The sequence below is a fragment of the Leuconostoc aquikimchii genome, assembly GCF_040838325.1.
Taxonomy (GTDB): Bacteria; Bacillota; Bacilli; order Lactobacillales; family Lactobacillaceae; genus Leuconostoc; species Leuconostoc aquikimchii.
Genome location: NZ_JBFPER010000001.1, coordinates 618,325 through 638,545 on the forward strand (window position 1 = coordinate 618,325; position 20,221 = coordinate 638,545).

The following is a 20,221-nucleotide window of genomic DNA, read 5'->3' on the forward strand; positions in this document are numbered from 1 at the left end:
TTTTTAAACGAACAGCGATAAACGTAGGAATAAAGTAAAATGATAGATAAAAGACTCTTTAAACTTAAAGGTATTATTAATACATTGGTCGGACTGGTTTTTTTGACTGGTGTGCAAGGTTTAGCTATTTTAGCGCAAGGCATATTTATGGCCAGAGCCATTGTGGATTTTTGGCAAAATAAACTCTCCGCTGCAACAGGTGTCAGCATTGGTTTATTCGCATTGGCTTTTTTTGTACGGCAACTTCTGGTTGTCCTGAAAAACCAATATATGGCAACATATGCTGATAAGGCAGTTGAGACCTACCGCACTAAATTATTAGAAAAATATACAGAAAATGGCTCTAATATAATTGTTAATCAAGGCACCGGAAATGCAGTGACAATACTCGGTGTTGGATTAGACAATGTTAAAAACTATTTTCAACTGTTATTGGTGAAAGTATTTGATTTAAGTATTATTCCTTGGTTAATTTTGATTTATATTTTTTATATCAAATGGGAACAGGGCCTGTTTTTGTTGCTAATTTTTCCAGTAGTGATTATGTTTTTTATCATTTTAGGTTTGGCAGCTCAAAGCAAGGCGGATGCAGAATTTGATAATTTTAAAAATTTAAATAATCGCTTTGTTGATGCGTTACGTGGTTTACCAACTTTAAAGCAGCTCGGATTAGCAGAAAAATATAGTGATGAAATTTATCAAATTTCAGAAGACTATCGAAAAACAACCATGCGAACATTGCGAATTGCGATGACATCAACGTTTGCTTTAGATTTTTTTACAACACTGTCTATTGCCATTGTTGCTGTTTTTTTAGGATTTGATTTATTGAACGGCAAAATGACGCTTTTACCTGCGTTAACGTTATTAATTTTAGCACCAGAATATTTTTTACCGTTGCGAAATTTTTCTGACGATTACCACGCAACATTAAATGGTAAAAATGCTTTAACCGATGTGTTGTCAATGCTTGAGCAGCCAGCAATTGACCAGCAAGATAGTCTTAAACTAACAGGGTGGCACGACCAAAATCAACTAGCATTAACAAATATTGGCTTTTCTTACGATGAACAAGTAACTTTGAAAAACATTAATTTACAGGTTAAAGGCTATCAAAAAATTGCTATAGTGGGCGAAAGTGGTTCAGGCAAGTCAACATTACTGAATATAATTAGTGGCTTTTTATTACCGACAAGTGGACAAATCAACATTGCCAATCAAACAGTGCCACATCTTGCACAAACTGATTGGCAAAAACAATTTTTTTATATGCCGCAACATCCTTATATTTTTCATGATACACTAAGAGAAAATATAAAGTTTTATGCACAACAGGCAACGGACGAACAAGTACTTGTTGCCTCTCAAAAAGCTGGTTTGTCAAAACTTGTTGCTGAATTGCCAGAAGGATTAGATAGTATCATTGGTGAAAGTGGTCGACAAGTTTCTGGCGGGCAATCACAGAGAATAGCGTTAGCGCGTATGTTATTAGATGATCAGCGCAAAATTTTACTTTTTGATGAACCAACAGCACATCTTGATATTGAGACCGAATACGATTTAAAACAAACGATTGCGCCAATTTTGTCCGAACATTTGGTTTTTTTTGCAACACACCGTTTGCATTGGTTAGATCAAATGGATTATGTTTTAGTGATGCGACATGGCACAATAGTAGAACAAGGCGAACCGCAGCAATTGTTAACAGATGTGCATAGCCAATTAAATCAGTTACGTCATGAATTAGGAGGCGTATAGTGAAAAAAATAAAACAACTAGTGGCCAGTGATCGATGGATTGTACCTTTTTTAAAGTCACAAAAATCAGGCTTGTTTTGGTCAATATTGCTGAATTTATTTACAATAATAGCAGCAAGCGCATTAATGTTCGTTTCTGGGTACTTGATATCACGAGCAGCACAACGTCCTGATAATATTTTGCTGATTTATGTGCCAATTGTGTTAACGCGTGCTTTTGGTATTGCGAGGCCAGTTTTTCGTTATGCACAACGATTGGTGTCACATAACTGGGTACTACGTTTTGTTTCAAAGTCCCGTCAGCGCCTTTACGAGAGTGTTGCCAGCACGGCAAGTAGTATTCGTGGCAGATTGCAAACTGGGGAAGTTTTAAGCCTACTAGCAGATGATTTAGATCAGTTACAAAATCTATATCTCAGAACATTATTTCCATTAGGTGCTGGGCTATTAGTTTATTTGTTTGTCGGTGTAGCGGTTGGGGTGGCTAATTGGCTATTTATGCTATGGTGGTTGTTTATGCTGGCTATAGTTATGGTTATTGTGCCAATGTTTAGTTATTTTGCGAATCGGGCGCGTGTGCACAAACAGAAACAATTGCAGTCACAGTTATATACTGATGCAACTGATGCCGTATTAGGGTTACAAGATTGGATATTGTCTGGCCGTCAAAAAGACTTGGTAGCACAACAAGGGCGCATAATGGCTAATTTAGCAAAAACAAAACACAAAGGGATGCAATTTGGTTGGTGGCGCGATTTTGCCATTCAAATGTTAGTTTTAATCTTAGTGATCACAACGTTAATATGGTTAGGTGGTCAGTTTAGGAGCAATCAAATGGCAGTCAACTTTATTGCTGCCTTTACATTAGCTATTTTCCCGCTTGTTGATAATTTTGTGGCAGTTAACCAGGGTGTGAGTGAGGCATCTTTTTATGAAGATAGCATTGAACGTTTGAATACATTACCTGTCCCAGATGCAAGTCACATAGAACCTGAAAAACTTGATGATACAACAGTTGTTCTAAACCATGTGACATTTAATTACGGTAACAAAAAAGTGATTGACCAGTTAGACTTGGTGATTCAACCAGGTGCAAAAATTGCCTTATTAGGGCGTTCTGGTTCTGGAAAAACAACCTTATTAAAGCTGATAGCTGCAGACATTTTACCGTTATCTGGACGCGTCACGATTGGTAATCAATCTGTTAGTAAGTTGCAACATCAGTTATCACAACTTGTAGCAGTACTAGATCAACAAGCCTATTTGTTTGACACGACAATTTTGAATAATGTGCGCATGGGTAATATAAAAGCAACAGATGAGCAGGTTAAAATGGCTATTAAACAAACAGGTTTGCAGCCATTAATTGACAGTTTACCAGATGGCTATGAGACGAAAATGCAAGAAGCAGGTACGCGATTTTCAGGTGGTGAGCAACAACGTTTTGCTTTGGCTCGTATTTTGTTACAAGATGCACCCATTGTTATTTTAGACGAACCAACTGTGAGTTTGGATCCGAAAACTGAGCATGACGTATTAACGCAAATTTTTAAAGTATTACAAGATCGGACAATTATATGGGTAACACATCATTTGACAGGCATTGATTATGTCGAAAAAGTATATTTTTTGGAAAATGGGCAGTTTTCACTGGCAGATACACCTGAAAAATTACGTAAAACGTCAACTCACTTCCAACAACTATTAGCAATGGATGAATTTTATTAATGGCAAAAAAAAGAAAAAGACGCACAAAAAAAAGTGTATTAAGATTGAATTTATGGTTGTGGGTGAGTAGTATTTTAATCATAGCAATCGGGGCTACTTTTTGGTCGCAAACACTCATTTATGAGAAACAACAAATACCGAATCAAGATGCTGTGCGGCAACAAAAAATTGATTGGATTAATCAGTTGGCACCATATGCCAGGCAAATGCAAGAAGATTATGGTGTGATTGCGTCAATTAGTATTGCGCAAGCTATTCTGGAGTCAGATTGGCATACGTCAACGTTGGCAACACAATATAATAATTTGTACGGTATTAAGGCTGATGCCAATCAAAAAAGTGTGGTTTTGCCCACGCAAGAATTTGAAAATGGTCAGTGGATAACCATTCAAGGCCGTTTTGCGGCGTATGACATCTGGCAAGCTAGCATGAAGTCGCACGCAGAATTACTTTATCATGGCACAAGTTGGAATGCCGCGCAATATCAGCATGTCTTAAAAGCGCGTGATTATAAATCAGCAGCGCTTGCATTGACTCAGGATGGTTATGCGACGGATCCGATGTATGCGAAGAAATTAATAGCAATTATTGAAGAATGGCATTTATCACGTTTCGATGTGCCACAAAATTAAAAAACGAGAGAAATCTCGTTTTTTAATTTTCAAAGTGCGAACTGATGTTCGTTTTGAAATCTGTTATAATAGTAGAAGTTAATTCACACTTTAGGAGCGCACATGTCAGTAGAAGAACTTATCAGCGGAATGAACGATAAACAGGCCGAAGCAGTCCAAACAACGCAAGGACCACTCTTGATTATGGCCGGTGCTGGGTCAGGTAAAACACGCGTTTTGACGCACAGAATTGCACACTTAGTGCAAGATTTAAATGTCTTTCCGTGGCGTATATTAGCCATTACATTTACTAATAAAGCAGCAAAAGAAATGCGAGAACGTATCAGTTTGTTATTGTCCGAAGATGTTGCCCGTGATATATGGGTGTCGACATTTCATGCGCTAGCTGTACGTATTTTGAGACGTGACGGGGAAAACATTGGGTTGGCACGTAATTTCACGATTATAGATACGAGTGCACAGCGTACACTCATGAAACGTGTTATTGGTGATATGAACCTCAATACTGACCAGTTTGATCCGCGAACTATTTTAGGCATGATTTCAAATGCTAAAAATGATATGCTACGACCACGTGATTATGCTAAGCAGGCAGACAACGCATTTCAAGAAACAGTTGCGGAAGTTTACACAGCCTATCAATCAGAGCTAAAACGATCACAGAGCGTTGATTTTGATGACTTAATTATGTTAACAATTGATTTATTTCAATCGTCACCTGAAGTGCTTGAACGGTACCAAAATCAATTTGAATATCTCCATGTTGATGAATATCAAGATACAAATGATGCGCAATACACAATTGTTAATTTATTAGCGAAACGTTCACAAAATTTAGCTGTTGTTGGTGATGCTGATCAATCTATTTATGGTTGGCGTGGTGCAAACATGGATAATATTTTAAATTTTGAAAAAGATTATCCAACAGCTCATACTGTTATGTTAGAGCAAAATTATCGTTCAACACAAAGCATTTTGGACGCCGCAAATGCCGTTATTAATCATAATAATGAACGTGTGCCTAAAAAATTATGGACACAAAATGGTAAGGGCGACAAAATCATTTATTATCGTGCACAGACTGAGCATGATGAATCAAATTTTATTTTGTCAAACATTCAAAAAATGCGAGCAGAAAATAAAATGGCTTATAGTGATTTTGCTGTTTTATACCGTACCAATGCACAGTCTCGTAGTGTTGAAGAATCTTTAGTTAAGGCAAATATGCCATATACGATGGTTGGTGGTCATAAATTTTACGAACGTAAAGAAATTCTAGATATTATGTCATATATGAATTTAATTACGAATCCTGATAATAATGCCGCATTTGAACGCGTGGTTAATGAACCTAAACGTGGGATAGGAGCAACTTCTTTAACGCGTCTAAGAGAATTAGCTAATCGTCTAAATGTTTCTTATATGACGGCTGTTGACAGTATTGAACTAGCCCCAGAAATTTCAACTCGGGCTGCTACTAAATTCTTAACATTTGCTAAAATGATGCATGATTTACGTCAACAATCGGAATTTTTGAATGTGACAGAGCTTGCTGAAATGGCTATGACAAAATCTGGTTATCGTCAAATGTTAGCTGAGAAAAATGATCCAGATAGTCAAGCAAGATTGGAAAACTTGGAAGAATTTTTGTCTGTCACAAAAGAATTTGATATTAAATATAATTCTGAAGACCCAGAGTCAGTGAATCCAATGACTGATTTTCTAGGATCAACCGCCTTGATGAGTGATTTAGATGATTTTGAAGAAGGTGATGGGGCTGTGACCTTAATGACATTGCATGCGGCCAAAGGGTTAGAGTTCCCAGTCGTTTTCTTGATTGGTATGGAAGAAGGTATTTTTCCCTTATCGCGATCGTTAATGGATGAAGATCTCCTTGAAGAAGAACGCCGTTTAGCGTATGTTGGTATTACCAGAGCGATGAAAAATCTATTCTTGACCAATGCTTTTTCACGTTTACTTTATGGTCGAACACAGGTTAATGAGGCATCGCGTTTCATCAATGAAATACCACCAGAACTACTTGAATCACAACAAGGTGCGGCTCAAGTGGGTAATAATCGGGTCATGCCGTTTGATCGTAAGACACAACTGGCGACAGCCACAACATATCATGCAACACCGGTGACTAAAACAATACATGGTGCTACTGGTGGCGATGATGTCGTTTGGCTGGTGGGCGATAAAGTGTCACATAAAAAGTGGGGCACGGGGACAGTCGTGTCAGTAACCGGTAGTACAAATGATCAAGAGTTAAAAGTAGCTTTCCCTGCTGAGGGGATTAAACAATTGTTAGCGGCTTTTGCACCAATTACAAAAATGGATTAAATAATTAGCAAGTTGTGCTAATGAACTCGGTTTAGATTAGGAAAAACTATGTTACCAGAATTAATACCAATTGAAAAATTAACGACACAGGCTGCGCAACAAGAAATAAGTCAATTACAAGAAAAATTAACACAATATGGTGTAGCATATTATGAGCAGGATGCCCCACTTATTGAAGATGCCGTGTATGATGCATTGTATGCACGCTTAGTTACGTTGGAATCAGGATTTCCGCAGTTCGTAAACCCTGATTCACCAACACAAAATGTTGGTGGCGCCATGACTAAGTCTGGTTTAGATAAAGTCATACATCCGGCACCAATGTTGTCATTAGGGGACGTTTTTAGTTTAACTGAACTTGACGAGTGGGATACACGAACGACTAAATCATTGGGGTTTCAATCATCTTATAATCTAGAGTTAAAAATAGATGGTTTGGCAGTTGCGTTAACCTATGCTTCAGGTCAACTTGTGCAAGCGTCTACACGTGGAAATGGCACGATTGGCGAAGATGTAACGGCTAATGTAAAAATGATTCAAGCGATTCCGCAGGTACTAAGTGAGCCAATAACCATTGAAGTGCGTGGTGAAATATATATGCCAAAGGCTAGTTTTGCTGCTTTAAATAACCAACGAGAGTTAGATGGGTTAGCACCTTTTGCTAATCCCCGTAATGCTGCAGCTGGCTCATTGCGGCAATTAAACTCTAAAATTATGAAACAACGTCATTTGTCCGCGTTTGTTTACTATACAGCTGAACCGGATATTTTGGGTGTGACAACTCAAAGTGGTGCATTGACACGCTTTGCAGAGTTGGGATTGCCAACGGATACACATAATCGTGTGATTACAAAAATGACTGATATTAGTGATTATATCGATGAATACACTGCTGCACGTGATGAGTTGTCATATGGTATTGATGGTGTTGTTGTCAAAGCAAATCAATTAGATGATCAACTTGATTTAGGGCATACGGTTAAAATTCCACGATGGGCTATTGCCTACAAATTCCCACCAGAAGAGGCACTAACGGTTGTGCGTGAGATTGAATGGACAGTTGGTCGAACGGGGGCTGTCACACCAACGGCAGTTATGGATCCGGTACAACTTGCTGGGACGACAGTACAGCGAGCAAGCTTACATAATCCAGACTATCTGAACGAAAAAGGTGTTAGACTAGAAGATACAGTGACACTGCATAAAGCTGGTGATATTATTCCGGAAATTGGACAAGTTGTTTTGTCTAAAAGGCCCGATGATAGTCAAGCGTACGTGATACCAGGTTTTTGTCCGGCTTGTGAGTCAGAATTGGTGCATATTGAAGGCGAAGTTGCTTTACGGTGTATTAATCCATTTTGCTCGGCGCAAATACAAGAAGGATTGACACATTTTGCTTCACGTAATGCGATGAATATCGCGGGTATGGGACCTCGTGTTATTGGACAGTTATTGCAGGCGGGGTATATTAAAGATGTGGCTTCTATTTATCGTTTGAGTCAGGAACAATTGCTTTCACTGGATAAATTCAAAGAAAAAGCGGTTACCAACTTATTGACGTCGATTTCACTTTCAAAAGAAAACTCACTTGAGCGCTTGGTGTTTGGTTTAGGTATACGTATGGTGGGTGCTAAAGCGGCACGTGTCATTGCTGGGAAGTTTAAAAATTTACAGGTAATTGCAACGGCAACGGTAGAAGATATTGCTAACATCGATGGTATCGGAGACAGGATTGCGCGATCGATTGTGCAGTATTTTGATAAGCCAGAATCAAAACAATTGTTGGCAGAATTAACTGCTGCTGGGGTGAATCAAACTTACTTGTCTGAAGTCGATATCGATGAGAATTCTTTTTTCTATCACAAAAAAGTTGTTTTGACGGGGAAACTTGAACAAAATAGTCGTTCGGCCGTTACAAAATGGTTACAGAATCACGGTGCAAGTGTTAATGGTTCTGTTTCAGCAAAAACTGATTTGCTCATCGCTGGTGATGATGCAGGTAGTAAACTACTGAAAGCAAATGAATTAGGTGTGCCTACATGGACAGAACAAAAATTCATTGAGGCGCAAGCAAAAGAGGATATTGATCAATGAGACGTATAGGTTTTCGCGGTTATATGGTTATCGTAATAGTGATTGTGGCTATTGCCATTGGGGGACTTTATTTTTTTAATATGAATCGCGTCGCACCTACAGCGACAAATAAAGCTAATGGTGTCCAAATCACACAAAGAGCAGCAGGTCAATATCAAACTGTCATTAAAGACGGGCGTTATTTGGTGAGTGCGGCACGTGGTATTACAGCTACTTCTGAGCCTAACAGCTTAGATGTTAAGCATTTTGAATCCAGCCTGCTAGATTTGTCAAAAACGCAGTTTAAACCCAATCAATATATTTTCCAAGAAGGGCAATATTTAACTTCAGCTACGGTTAATAATTTATTAGATCGCAAAAGTAATAATAATCCAGATGGCTTAAATCCAGAGGATAATGGCAAAACAGATGCCGATCGCAACCCTATTTACGTACAAACCCTGACAGAACAAGATTTTATGACTAAATCAGGTAATGATTTGTCATTATCTGGTATAATTATCGGCGTTGCAATGAATACGCAAGATGATTATCAAAAAGAACAATATGGCGCGACTTATAAACAAGAAATTTCTGCTGCGGATAGGGTAGCCTATGGTAAAAGAGTGGCACCGCAAATCATTAAACAAGTACGCAAACAATCAGGCGTATCAAAAAACACGCCAATTGTCATTGCCATGTATGCTAATTCACCTTCTGATTCGCTGGCGCCGGGTGGCTTCTATGCTGAAACAAGGAGTACACAAGGTTCAAACTTGTCTGGATGGACCGATATTAGTGATCAATCAATTGTTTTACCAAAAGAAGCAACGGATACTTCAAGTTTGGGTAATGATGAAAACAATGGATTTGCTAATTTTAAAAATGATGTGTCTAATTTCTTCCCAAATATTGCTGGCGCCACTGCGGTAGCTAACTTTAAAAAAGGCACTTTGTCTGGCCTTAATGTGACAGTGACAACACAATTTTATAGTCAAACAGAAATTGATAGTTTTACAACGTATGTATCACAATCAGCTTTAAAATTCTTACCAACTAATGTGCCAATTCGTATTGTGATTCAAACAGCTAATGAATTACAGGCAATACTCATTCGTAACGCTAATGATAAAACTTTTTCGACAACGGTTCTCGATTAGGCATAGTACGCTATGCTTTTTTGTATATATGCATAAAAAGGGTATAATTTAAGTATGTCTGAAACACAAAAATATTTAACAATTAGCGCATTAACAAGCTATTTAAAACGCAAATTTGATGCTGATCCTTATTTGGAAAAGGTCTATATAACTGGTGAAATTTCTAATATTGGCAGACGCCGTGGGCGACATTTGTATTTTTCAATTAAGGATCCAAATGGTGGCGCAGTTATTGCAGCAGCAATGTTTTCTTATGCCAGTCGTTTGAAATTTGAACCTGAAGAAGGCATGAAAATTAACGCCATCGGGCGTATACAAATATATGAACCAAGTGGTACCTATTCAATTATTTTGGAGCAAATGACACCAGATGGCGTTGGTGAGCTGTTTTTGGAATACGAGCAGTTGAAACGCAAATTGTCAACGGAGGGACTATTTGATTTACCCAAAAAAAGGCTCCCTGTCTTTCCTAAAAAAATCGCAGTAGTCACATCACCAACAGGTGCTGTGATAGAAGACATCGCGCGTACAGTCCAAAGAAGATTTCCAAGTGCGCAAGTGGTGCTTTTTCCTGCAGTGGTTCAAGGTGAAAAAGCAGCACCAACAATTATTAAACAAATTTTGCGTATTGATGAATCTGGCGAATATGACACATTAATTGTTGGTCGTGGTGGCGGTTCAATTGAAGATTTATGGGCGTTTAATGATGAAAAATTAGCCCGTGTTATTGCTGCTGTGCAGATACCTGTTATTAGTTCGGTTGGTCATGAGACAGACAATACCTTAGCTGATTTTGTTGCCGATCGGCGTGCGGCCACACCAACGGCAGCTGCAGAACTAGCGACACCGGTGACCTTAGAACAGGTAGTGAGTCGTTTAAATGAGCTACAAATACGATTAAATTTACGTATGAAACAATTGATTGACGTTCGTCGTCAACGTGTTGACCGTATGATAAAACATGTTATTTTTCAACAACCTGATCGCTTATATATAGCATATAATCAACGTGTCGATCAATTATCCCATACGTTAATGCAAGTCATGCAACAACGTCTGACGACAGCCCAACATCAGCTGATGACCCTGGTGCAAAGGCAATTACAAGTGCGACAAATATTGTTGCAACGGCCTCGTGAACAAGTCCAACTCTTGACAGCCAAGTTAGATTTAGTGAGTCCGCTTAAAATACTAACGCGTGGTTATGTTCTGATTGAAAAAGATTCACAGGTTGTACGTACAATTAAGGTTATTCATAAAAATGATACGATTAATTTACGTCTTTCTGATGGCACAGCAAAAGCTAAAATTATAGAAACGAGTGGTTTAGAAAATGAGTGAAACAGTGAGTTTTGAGGAAAAATTACAACAATTAGAAAATATTGTTAGTCAACTAGAAAAAGGTGACAGACCGTTAGAGGGCGCTTTAGTAGATTTTCAAAATGGTGTGGGCCTTGTGAAAGAATTACAAGGGACTCTAAAGAACGCCGAACAAACCTTAGCAAAAGTAATGGATGATAACAATGAATTAACAGATTTGGAACAAACAAATGACTAAACTAGCTGTTTTTCAATCAGAATGGGCACCTAAAATTGAACAACAATTAACACAAGATCTAGGCGAGGCATCATCTGATAGTGCTTTTTCTGATATGATGGCGTATGCTGTTTTAAATGGTGGAAAACGGCTACGGCCAATGTTAACGTTGGCCGTAGTGACAAGTTTTGGTCAGAAAATAACACCAAGTATTTTAAAAGTTGCAACGGCAGTCGAGTGGGTGCACGCTTATTCATTAGTGCATGATGATTTGCCTGCCATGGACAATGATTTACTCCGTCGTGGCAAACCAAGTGTGCATGCATTATATGGTGAAGCAGAAGCCATTTTAGTAGGCGATGCGCTGCTGACTGGGGCATTCCATGTTGTCAGTAGTGCAAATAGTTGTAGCATCAAAAACGATAGGATTTCTGCCGAAGAATTGCTACTATTAACACAAATGCTATCTGTTCAAGCAGGCGGTTCTGGTATGGTGGTTGGGCAAGTCAAAGACATGCAAAACCATAGTCAAAAATTAAAAATTGATGCAGAATGGTTACTAAATGACGTGTACACACCTAAAACAGCGGCATTATTAGGATTTTCTGCAACGGCTGGTTCAAGACTAGCACACTTAGATTCTGAGCATGATATCAGTGATGATGAGATAATGCGTGGCAGGTTAGCCACGCACTTAGCACTGTTGACATTTGGCATTGATTTTGGCATTGCATTTCAAATTCAAGACGATTTAGATGATTTTAATCAAGATGATATAGAAAATATTACATCATTACCACATTTGATTGGGATACAAGCTGCTAGGGCAAAACGAGACGAATACCTAACCAATGCGCGAAAAATATTGACGGACCTTGCAGCGCATAATTTAAATTTTGACCGAACATTGTTAGATGATTTTTTGAATTTAATTGGAGATGAAATATGAGTGCCATAGAAAAAGAGCGTGTTGATATCCTGCTTGTCCAGCAAGGTTTATTTGCTTCACGAGAGCAAGCAAAACGAGCTGTTATGGCAGGAGAAATTCTCGGCGAAAATGAAGAAAGATTAGATAAGGCTGGACAAAAAATTCCGGTTACAACAGAGTTACATTTTAAAGGTGAAAAGCTGAAGTATGTATCACGTGGTGGTTTAAAATTAGAAAAAGCTTTAAATGAGTTTGATATTACAGTAAAAAATAAGACTGTATTAGATATTGGTTCCTCTACGGGCGGATTTACTGATGTTGCTTTACAAAATGGTGCCAAGTTAGTTTACGCATTGGACGTTGGAACGAATCAACTCGTGTGGCAGTTAAGAACTGATGAACGGGTTAAAGTGATGGAAAATACGAATTTCCGTTATTCAAAGTTAGCTGATTTTGCATTTGGACAACCAGCCTTTGCGACAATTGACGTCTCTTTTATTTCATTAGGATTAATATTGCCGCCATTATCAAATATTATTAGTATGGGAGGGCAAGTTGTTGCGCTAATTAAACCGCAATTTGAGGCAGGACGTGAAAATGTTGGCAAAAATGGCATCATTAAAGACCCATTAGTTCATAAACAAGTGCTCCAAAAAGTGACACAAATGATGATACAAGGTGGCTTTACCATTAACGCGCTAACCTATTCTCCCATTAAAGGTGGGCAAGGGAACATCGAATTTCTCGCAGTTTTAACGCGTGATGATTCAGCGAGAATGGGTGATAATATTAACATTGAAAAGTTATTAACGCAGACGTATGCACAGCTAAATCATACAGAAAGCAATGCCAATGAATAAAAAAATACGCCAAAAAACATTATTATCATTAATTCAACAACAACAAGTGGGCCGCCAAGAAGACATCGTGGCACATTTCGAAACATTAGGGGAAACTGTCACACAGGCTACAATATCACGAGACATTAATGAATTAGGCCTGATAAAAGTCCCTAACGCTCATGGTGGATTTCACTATCATTTACCTAAACAAGACGATCGACCATATCTTCAACGTTTACGACGTGCCTTACAGCAATCATTTCTCAGTCAACGTGCACAACGTGGTCAAATTATTTTAAAAGTACAACCGGGTAATGGGCAATTGATTGCGAATTTATTTGAACAAGTGAAATTTCCAGAAATTTTTGGCACTTTAAGTGACGATGGCGCTGTACTCGTACTATTAAAGGATGGGGTTGTTGCCTCGCAAATGACCAACACAATTCAAAAATTATTGGAAAAATAAGAGAAAGAAACTGTGTCTAGTGGCACATCATAATTATGTTAGAAAATCTTATCATTGAAAATTTTGCCATTATCGAAAAAGTTGAACTTCAGTTTGATACTGGCATGACTGTGCTAACAGGTGAAACTGGTGCTGGAAAATCTATTATTATTGATGCACTTTTAATGCTTACAGGCGGACGAGCTAATTCTGAAATGATCCGTCATGGGAGCAAAAAAGCGATATTGCAGGCTGTTTTTAGTGTACCTACAAATCAAAATTTGATTGATAAGTTAACCGAAAATGGCATTGATATTGACGATGGCGAGCTAATTATTTATCGTGAATTAAAACATAATGGTCGTAGTATGATTCGTATTAATGGCGTATTAGTTAATTTGAAAACGTTATCAATTATCGGTCGTCACCTTGTAGATATTCAAGGGCAAAATGATACGCAGCAATTATTAAACCCCGAGGAACATTTACCATTGTTAGATGCTTACGGGGATGCGCAATTGTTGGCAACAAAAGCTACTTATCAGAAAATTTTTCATGAATTTCGAACAATCACGCAACGTATTCGACGGATTCAGACGTCGCAACAAGAGATTACGCAACGTCTAGATTTATTGCAATTTCAACAACAAGAATTGGAAGATGCCGATTTACAGTCAAATGAAGAAGATGATCTACTTGATGCGCGTGGCAAATTATTGAACTATAAAAAAATTGCTGATAGTTTGCAAAATACACAAATTGCATTGAGCGGGGATCAAGGTGGTGCTGTTGATCTTTTGGCAGAAGCTATGCAGGCACTCCAGGAAATTGCTGAATATGATGATAATTATGCTGAATTAGCTCGAACGATAGCAGATAGTTATTATTCAGCACAAGAAGTTAGTCGCGATGTTGATGAACAAATGAGTGATTTGACGTATGATGAAGCAGAACTGCTACGTATAGACGAACGTTTGCAATTAATTCACTCATTGGAGCGAAAATACGGCACAACAGTTGGCGATGTTTTAGCGTTTAAAAAACATGTTGATAAAGAATTATCAACGATGGGCAACGATGAATTAGATGTTGAGAAGCTTCAAGTGACACAAAATAATTTACGACAGGTGCTGCGTAAGCAGGCCATTAAATTACGTGAAGTTCGTCAAAAAGTTGCGCGTGGTTTGGAACAAGCTGTTAATCAGCAATTGAGCGAACTTTTGATGGTTGGTGCAGAATTTACAGTTCATTTTGAACAAATTGAAGGGTTTGTGTCATCTGGCACAGATAAAGTTGAATTTCATGTACAAACCAATGTTGGTGAAGGCATGGCGCCACTTGTCAAAATTGCATCTGGTGGTGAGACAGCGCGCTTAATGTTAGCTATCAAAACAGCTTTTACAAAACAGCAACACATTATATCTATTGTTTTTGATGAGGCAGATACTGGTGTTTCAGGTCGTGTGGCACAGGCAATTGCTAAGAAAATGTTGACGATTGCTGCTGATTCACAGGTTTTTGCTATCACACATTTACCACAAGTTGCAGCGGCGGCAACACATCATTTTTTAATTGCTAAGGCAACTGAAAATGATCGTACGGTGACACAGGTGACAGCGCTTGATGAAAGTGGGCGTGAACGTGCGATTGCCATGATGCTATCTGGAGATAACATTACCAAAACTGCTTTAGCGAACGCACGTGATCTTAGAAAACAAGCGACAAAATTATAACATCGCGGCTAATAATAATTGCATGGCGTAAAAAATATAAATTAAAAGGGATCCAGCCTATGACTGAATCCCTTTTAATTTTAATGTGCAACAATGACTAAGAACAAGACGAATAATACAGCGAGAGCATACATCAAGGGGTGTACTTTCTTGCCACGACCAGTTGCGATCATTGTAATAGGATATAAAATAAATCCTAAAGCGATACCATCTGAAATTGAGTAAGTTAGCGGCATACCAAGAATAATCAAGAATGCAGGTGCAGCAATTGCTAAGTCTTCCCATTCAATTTGACGTAAGCTTTTAGCCATCAAAACACCAACAACTACTAACGCTGGGGCAGTGACCTGTGGTGTTACGACACTGAGTAGTGGCGAAAAGAACAGAGATAGTAGGAAGAATATACCTGTGAAGACACTGGTTAATCCAGAACGACCACCAACAGCAATACCCGATGAAGATTCAACATAAGCAGAAGTTGGGGAAGTACCAATCACAGCACCAACAGTCATACCCACGGCATCTGCCATTAAAGCACGGCCAACGCGGGGCATTTCATTGTTTTTCATGAAACCAGCTTGCGTAGCTAAACCAATTATAGTTCCTGCAGTATCAAAGAATGTTACTAGCAAAAATGTGATGACAACGGTAACCATTTGCAAGGAGTTGATATCACCAATATGCATAACACCAACACCAAATGTTGGTGCTAATGAAGGGACTGGCGATATGAGGGTCGTCGGCAACTTGATTAAGCCAGAAATGACGCCAACAATTGACGTGGCAATCATACCAATAAAAATGGCAGCAGGTGTTTTACGTGTTAATAAAATAAAGGTAACAATGATGCCAAAAATTGACAAAAGTGATGTAGGGGTTGTTAAGTTACCTAAAGACACCATGGTATCTTTATTTGCAACAATTAAACCAGCATCATGTAGGCCGATAAAAGCAATGAATAGGCCAATTCCTGCAGCAATGGCCAATTTTAAGTTTTGTGGAATAATGTTAATAATTTTTTCACGAATCTTAAAAAATGTTAGAGCCAAAAAGATAATTGCAGCAACGAACACACCGGCCATTGCAGTTTCCCAAGATACACCCATACCAATAACGACAGAATAGGCGAAAAATGCGTTGACACCTAAACCTGGCGCAATAGCAATTGGATATAAAGCAACAATTCCCATAAAGAGTGTGGCAACTGCCGAGGCCAAAGCTGTTGCGGTGAAGACAGCACCTTCATCCATGCCAGCAGCACCTAACACAGAAGGATTGACGAATAAAATGTAGGCCATTGACGTAAATGTCGTTAGGCCAGCAATGAATTCAGTACGAACTGATGTGTTCAATTCGCTGAGTTTAAAATAATTTGCAATCGCAGACATGATTGCCTCCCAAAAAATTAGTAACGTTAAACGTTCTATTTAATTCTAGCAGTATAAAAGATGAATTAAAACATAAAAAATTATTTTTTAGTGACTAAAACGCTCTTTTTAAGCTATAAAAAGTAATGAAAGCGCTTCAAATACGAACGATAATACAATAGCGTTCGTATTTTGTTGATAATTGTTTTCGAGTGGCTCAAAAAAATAATCTCACTGATAAACTTGTAACGTTGCAATCATTATATTTGTTAATTTGGTTATTCAAAAATAAGCTGCTATTGCCATTTTTGAATAAGGCACTAACATTTTGTTTAATTTTTAATGCTATAATAGAAACAACATTGATTTAAGGAAGTTAACTTATGGTTGCACAACTTGTGTTGGTTCGACATGGTGAATCAACTGCTAATCGAGATAATGAATTTACTGGTTGGACCGATGTCCCCCTAACCTCAAAGGGCCGGCAACAAGCCAAAAGTGTTGGTGTTATTTTAGCACAAAGACAAATGTTGTTTGATGCAGTGCACACATCTTATTTACAGCGTGCAATTACAACTGCAAATATTGTGTTGTTTGAAATGCAACAGTCTTGGTTACCAATGAATAAAACTTGGCGGTTAAACGAACGTCATTATGGTGCGTTGCGTGGGTTAAATAAAGACATGGCACGATCAAAATATGGTGTTGAGGCAGTCGCTTTATGGCGTCGTAGCTACACAGAAGTGCCACCATTATTAGAAAAAGTGACACCAGATCGACGTTACCCTAACAATATTGAGCCATTTGGCGAGAGCTTAAAAATGGCGAGCCAACGTATGTTACCTTATTGGCAGAACGTTGTGGCACCAGCACTGCAATCTGGGCATAATCAACTGATTGTGGCTCATGGCAGTACGTTACGCGCATTAATAAAGTATTTAGAAAAAATTGATGATAATGACATTGATGGTTTGGAAATTGGCAATGGCGAGCCAATTTGTTATACGTTCGATGACCAATTCAAGATGAGTGAACGCCAATATTTAGAGTCAAACTAGCGCTTTATTGCTTAAAGGAGAATGATTGTGAACGCTAAAACATGGGCACGTGTGAAAAAATATACTGAATTACAAGGCACATCAGGACAAGAACAAATCATTCGCAAAGCTTTTCGTGATGAATTACTACCATTGGTTGATGATATTAAACAAGATGGTTTAGGTGGTGTGTTCGGAGTTAAACATAATAGTAACGAACATGCACCGCGTGTTATGTTTGCGGCACATATGGACGAAGTCGGCTTCATTGTGACAAATATATTACCTAATGGTGCTTTGAAAGTGGCCAATGTGGGTGGTTGGAATCCAACCGTGATTTCGTCACAACGTTTTACACTATTTACAAAAGATGCTACTTATCCGGTTGTTTCAAGCTCAGTTTCACCACATTTATTACGTGGTCGCGGGAGTCAAAGCATCCTACCGACAATAGATGATATTTTATTTGATGCAGGTTTTTTGGATGAGATAGAAGCACATGCATTTGGCGTGTTTCCAGGCGACTTTATTGTGCCAGAGGTGACAACAATTATGACAGCGAATAAAAAACGTGTCATGTCAAAAGCATGGGATAATCGTTTTGGAATGGTCACTATTTTAGAAACCTTGGCTGCCTTAAAAGATGTGCAAACACCGAATACATTAATTATGGGTGCTGATGTCCAAGAAGAAGTTGGCGTTCGTGGTGCACATGGTGCTGTCAATTTAATGAAGCCAGATATCTTTTTTGCCATTGATTCGAGCGCAGCTGATGATATAGGAAGTAGTACGGGCAGGCAAGGTGTCTTAGATCAAGGCACACTTTTGCGTGTATTTGATCCGACTGTTGTCTTACCATTGCGGTTAAAAGAATTTTTGTTGTCAACTGCAGAGGATAATCATATTCCGTACCAATATTTTGTATCTCAAGGTGGCACGGACGCCGCAGCAGCTCAAAGTGAACTGACTGGTGTACCTTCGGTAGCTTTGGGTGTTGCTTCGCGTTACATTCATACACATCAAACAGTTTGGTCAATTGCTGACTTTGAAGCAGCAAAAGATTTTGTTATCGCGATTGCGAAAAATCTAGACGAAACGAATTTAAAAACAATTTTAGGTGATTAATTTTGCATGTTTAAAAAATTACGAAAATTAGATTATTGGATAGCGGCACCGTTTGCAATTCTTAGTATGTTAGGCATTGTGATGGTTTTTTCAGCAACTCAGGGAACGACAGCGGCCCTGAGTAATTTTATTAAACAAGCCATTTTTGTTGTGATGGGATTAATAGGGGCATTCCTTTTATATCATCTCAATCTTAAAAAATTGCAAAACTCAAAGTGGATGCGAAACATCCAACTTGGTGTTATTGGTGCGCTTATTGTCGCAAGGTTTGTCATGCCACCTGTTAATGGTGCGCATGGTTGGATTAACTTAGGGATAATAACCTTGCAACCAGCCGAGTTTTTGAAATTAGCGATGATTCTTTACTTTGCGAATTTTTTTGCACGGCAACCGTGGCAAAGTCACGTACGGTTTGGGTTACAACCAATGAGCCAGTTTAATGTTTGGGGATTACCGATAGCGGCGCTAGCGTTAGTGATAATCATGCCAGACAATGGGAATGGCTTAATTATAGTACTGATATTATTGGCATTGTTCTTAGCCTCTGGTGTCTCGCGTCGTGTCATCGCATTCGTGGCAGCTAGTATGGGGTTGGGATTTGGATTTTTGCAAACTTTAATTCGCCTTGCTGATCATTTTTTTGACTTAACAAGCAGTAACCATTATGCGCTTGCACGTCTGACAAGTTTTGTTAATCCGTGGGATCCAAATGCTGTTGACACGAGCCGACAATTGCTTTATGGTTATTATGCTATTGCACATGGTGGCATATTTGGTGTTGGTTTAGGAAACTCGTTGATTAAACCATATTTACCAGAATCAAACACTGATTTTATTATGGCAGTAATGACAGAAGAATTAGGTGCCATCACAACAGCGGCTGTGCTTGTTCTAGTGCTAATACTAGTTGGTCGCATGGTTATTTTGGGTATTCGCCAAAAGAGTCAATATGCACGACTGATACTATTTGGTGTTGCGACACTATTGTTCATACAGGCACTGGTTAATTTGGGCGGAGTCGTCGGTATTTTACCAATTACAGGCGTTGTTTTCCCGTTTATTTCCGGAGGTGGCTCATCCTATATTGTTTTTAGTGCTTCAATTGGATTGGTATTAAATATTGCTGCAACACAAAAAAAATTGGTCGCGATTCACCCAGCAGATATCATTGCTAGAAAGGATTTAAAATGACATTAGAAATACAGCCGCGTCGTGCCTTGTATGTTTATTTAAAAAATAATCGGCATGCAACACAATTAAAAAAGTTTGGTCAACTGACGTATGTTTCTCAAAAAATGGGTTTTGCCATGATTTATGTTGATGATATTGACGTTGATCAAAAAATTGAAAAAATCAAACAGTACAAATTTGTGAGAGATGTTTTACAGTCACCACGTCCAGATATTGATCCAGATTTGGGTGACATGCACGATGATATTTTCTTTGAAAATTATGATGAGGAGAGCGTAAATTGACGTCTGACTGGACCGGTAATATGAACTTGTGTTACT

Annotated in this window: 17 protein-coding genes; 16 read left to right on the plus strand and 1 reads right to left on the minus strand. The window is 38.5% G+C overall.

The annotated features are described in order from the left end of the window. Positions 1-39 precede the first annotated feature (39 nt). From cydD to recN, 12 genes are all read left to right on the plus strand, one after another. Positions 40-1,758 carry a thiol reductant ABC exporter subunit CydD gene (gene cydD, locus AB3K24_RS03125; protein ID WP_367973749.1) on the plus strand — a complete coding sequence of 573 codons (1,719 nt, stop codon included), beginning with the start codon at positions 40-42 and terminating at the stop codon, positions 1,756-1,758. Beyond that, a complete protein-coding gene (gene cydC / locus AB3K24_RS03130) occupies positions 1,758-3,485 on the plus strand; it encodes a thiol reductant ABC exporter subunit CydC (protein WP_367973750.1) in 1,728 nt (575 codons plus the stop codon). The genes cydD and cydC overlap by 1 nt, the downstream gene beginning before the upstream one ends. Then, complete coding sequence (locus AB3K24_RS03135) at positions 3,485-4,117, plus strand: glycoside hydrolase family 73 protein (RefSeq protein ID WP_367973751.1); 633 nt, start codon at positions 3,485-3,487, stop codon at positions 4,115-4,117. Before cydC ends, AB3K24_RS03135 begins: the two co-directional genes overlap by 1 nt. Before the next feature lie 102 nt (positions 4,118-4,219). Next, positions 4,220-6,463 carry a DNA helicase PcrA gene (pcrA, locus tag AB3K24_RS03140; RefSeq protein WP_367973752.1) on the plus strand — a complete coding sequence of 748 codons (2,244 nt, stop codon included), beginning with the start codon at positions 4,220-4,222 and terminating at the stop codon, positions 6,461-6,463. 48 nt (positions 6,464-6,511) lie between these two features. Next, positions 6,512-8,557, plus strand: a complete 2,046-nt coding sequence (ligA, locus tag AB3K24_RS03145; protein WP_367973753.1) for an NAD-dependent DNA ligase LigA — start codon at positions 6,512-6,514, stop codon at positions 8,555-8,557. Further along, positions 8,554-9,696, plus strand: coding sequence for a CamS family sex pheromone protein (locus AB3K24_RS03150; protein WP_367973754.1), 1,143 nt, complete (start codon positions 8,554-8,556; stop codon positions 9,694-9,696). Before ligA ends, AB3K24_RS03150 begins: the two co-directional genes overlap by 4 nt. A 54-nt stretch (positions 9,697-9,750) precedes the next feature. After that, positions 9,751-11,037, plus strand: coding sequence for an exodeoxyribonuclease VII large subunit (gene xseA / locus AB3K24_RS03155; protein ID WP_367973755.1), 1,287 nt, complete (start codon positions 9,751-9,753; stop codon positions 11,035-11,037). Beyond that, positions 11,030-11,254 carry an exodeoxyribonuclease VII small subunit gene (locus tag AB3K24_RS03160; protein WP_367973756.1) on the plus strand — a complete coding sequence of 75 codons (225 nt, stop codon included), beginning with the start codon at positions 11,030-11,032 and terminating at the stop codon, positions 11,252-11,254. The genes xseA and AB3K24_RS03160 overlap by 8 nt, the downstream gene beginning before the upstream one ends. After that, positions 11,247-12,182 (plus strand): polyprenyl synthetase family protein, encoded by a 936-nt coding sequence (locus AB3K24_RS03165; protein ID WP_367973757.1) that lies wholly within the window; start codon positions 11,247-11,249, stop codon positions 12,180-12,182. The genes AB3K24_RS03160 and AB3K24_RS03165 overlap by 8 nt, the downstream gene beginning before the upstream one ends. Beyond that, complete coding sequence (locus tag AB3K24_RS03170) at positions 12,179-13,021, plus strand: TlyA family RNA methyltransferase (protein ID WP_367973758.1); 843 nt, start codon at positions 12,179-12,181, stop codon at positions 13,019-13,021. The genes AB3K24_RS03165 and AB3K24_RS03170 overlap by 4 nt, the downstream gene beginning before the upstream one ends. Then, complete coding sequence (locus tag AB3K24_RS03175; protein ID WP_367973759.1) at positions 13,014-13,469, plus strand: arginine repressor; 456 nt, start codon at positions 13,014-13,016, stop codon at positions 13,467-13,469. Before AB3K24_RS03170 ends, AB3K24_RS03175 begins: the two co-directional genes overlap by 8 nt. Before the next feature lie 35 nt (positions 13,470-13,504). Then, positions 13,505-15,181 (plus strand): DNA repair protein RecN, encoded by a 1,677-nt coding sequence (recN, locus tag AB3K24_RS03180; RefSeq protein ID WP_367973760.1) that lies wholly within the window; start codon positions 13,505-13,507, stop codon positions 15,179-15,181. Positions 15,182-15,261: 80 nt separating this feature from the next. Here the strand turns inward: recN and AB3K24_RS03185 are convergent, their stop codons facing one another. Then, positions 15,262-16,569, minus strand: coding sequence for an NCS2 family permease (locus tag AB3K24_RS03185; protein ID WP_367973761.1), 1,308 nt, complete (start codon positions 16,567-16,569; stop codon positions 15,262-15,264). Positions 16,570-16,931: 362 nt separating this feature from the next. Between AB3K24_RS03185 and AB3K24_RS03190 the strand changes: the two genes are divergently transcribed. The 4 genes from AB3K24_RS03190 to AB3K24_RS03205 are packed head-to-tail and all read left to right on the plus strand — an operon-like array spanning position 16,932 to position 20,185. After that, on the plus strand, positions 16,932-17,606 hold the full coding sequence (locus tag AB3K24_RS03190) for a 2,3-bisphosphoglycerate-dependent phosphoglycerate mutase (protein ID WP_367973762.1): 675 nt from the start codon (positions 16,932-16,934) through the stop codon (positions 17,604-17,606). Between the two features lie 27 nt (positions 17,607-17,633). Next, a complete protein-coding gene (gene pepA, locus AB3K24_RS03195) occupies positions 17,634-18,710 on the plus strand; it encodes a glutamyl aminopeptidase (RefSeq protein WP_367973763.1) in 1,077 nt (358 codons plus the stop codon). A 6-nt stretch (positions 18,711-18,716) separates the two neighbouring features. Beyond that, positions 18,717-19,901: an FtsW/RodA/SpoVE family cell cycle protein gene (locus tag AB3K24_RS03200; RefSeq protein ID WP_367973764.1), complete on the plus strand. Its 1,185-nt coding sequence runs from the start codon at positions 18,717-18,719 to the stop codon at positions 19,899-19,901. Next, positions 19,898-20,185 (plus strand): YlbG family protein, encoded by a 288-nt coding sequence (locus AB3K24_RS03205; RefSeq protein WP_367973765.1) that lies wholly within the window; start codon positions 19,898-19,900, stop codon positions 20,183-20,185. Before AB3K24_RS03200 ends, AB3K24_RS03205 begins: the two co-directional genes overlap by 4 nt. Positions 20,186-20,221: the final 36 nt, after the last annotated feature.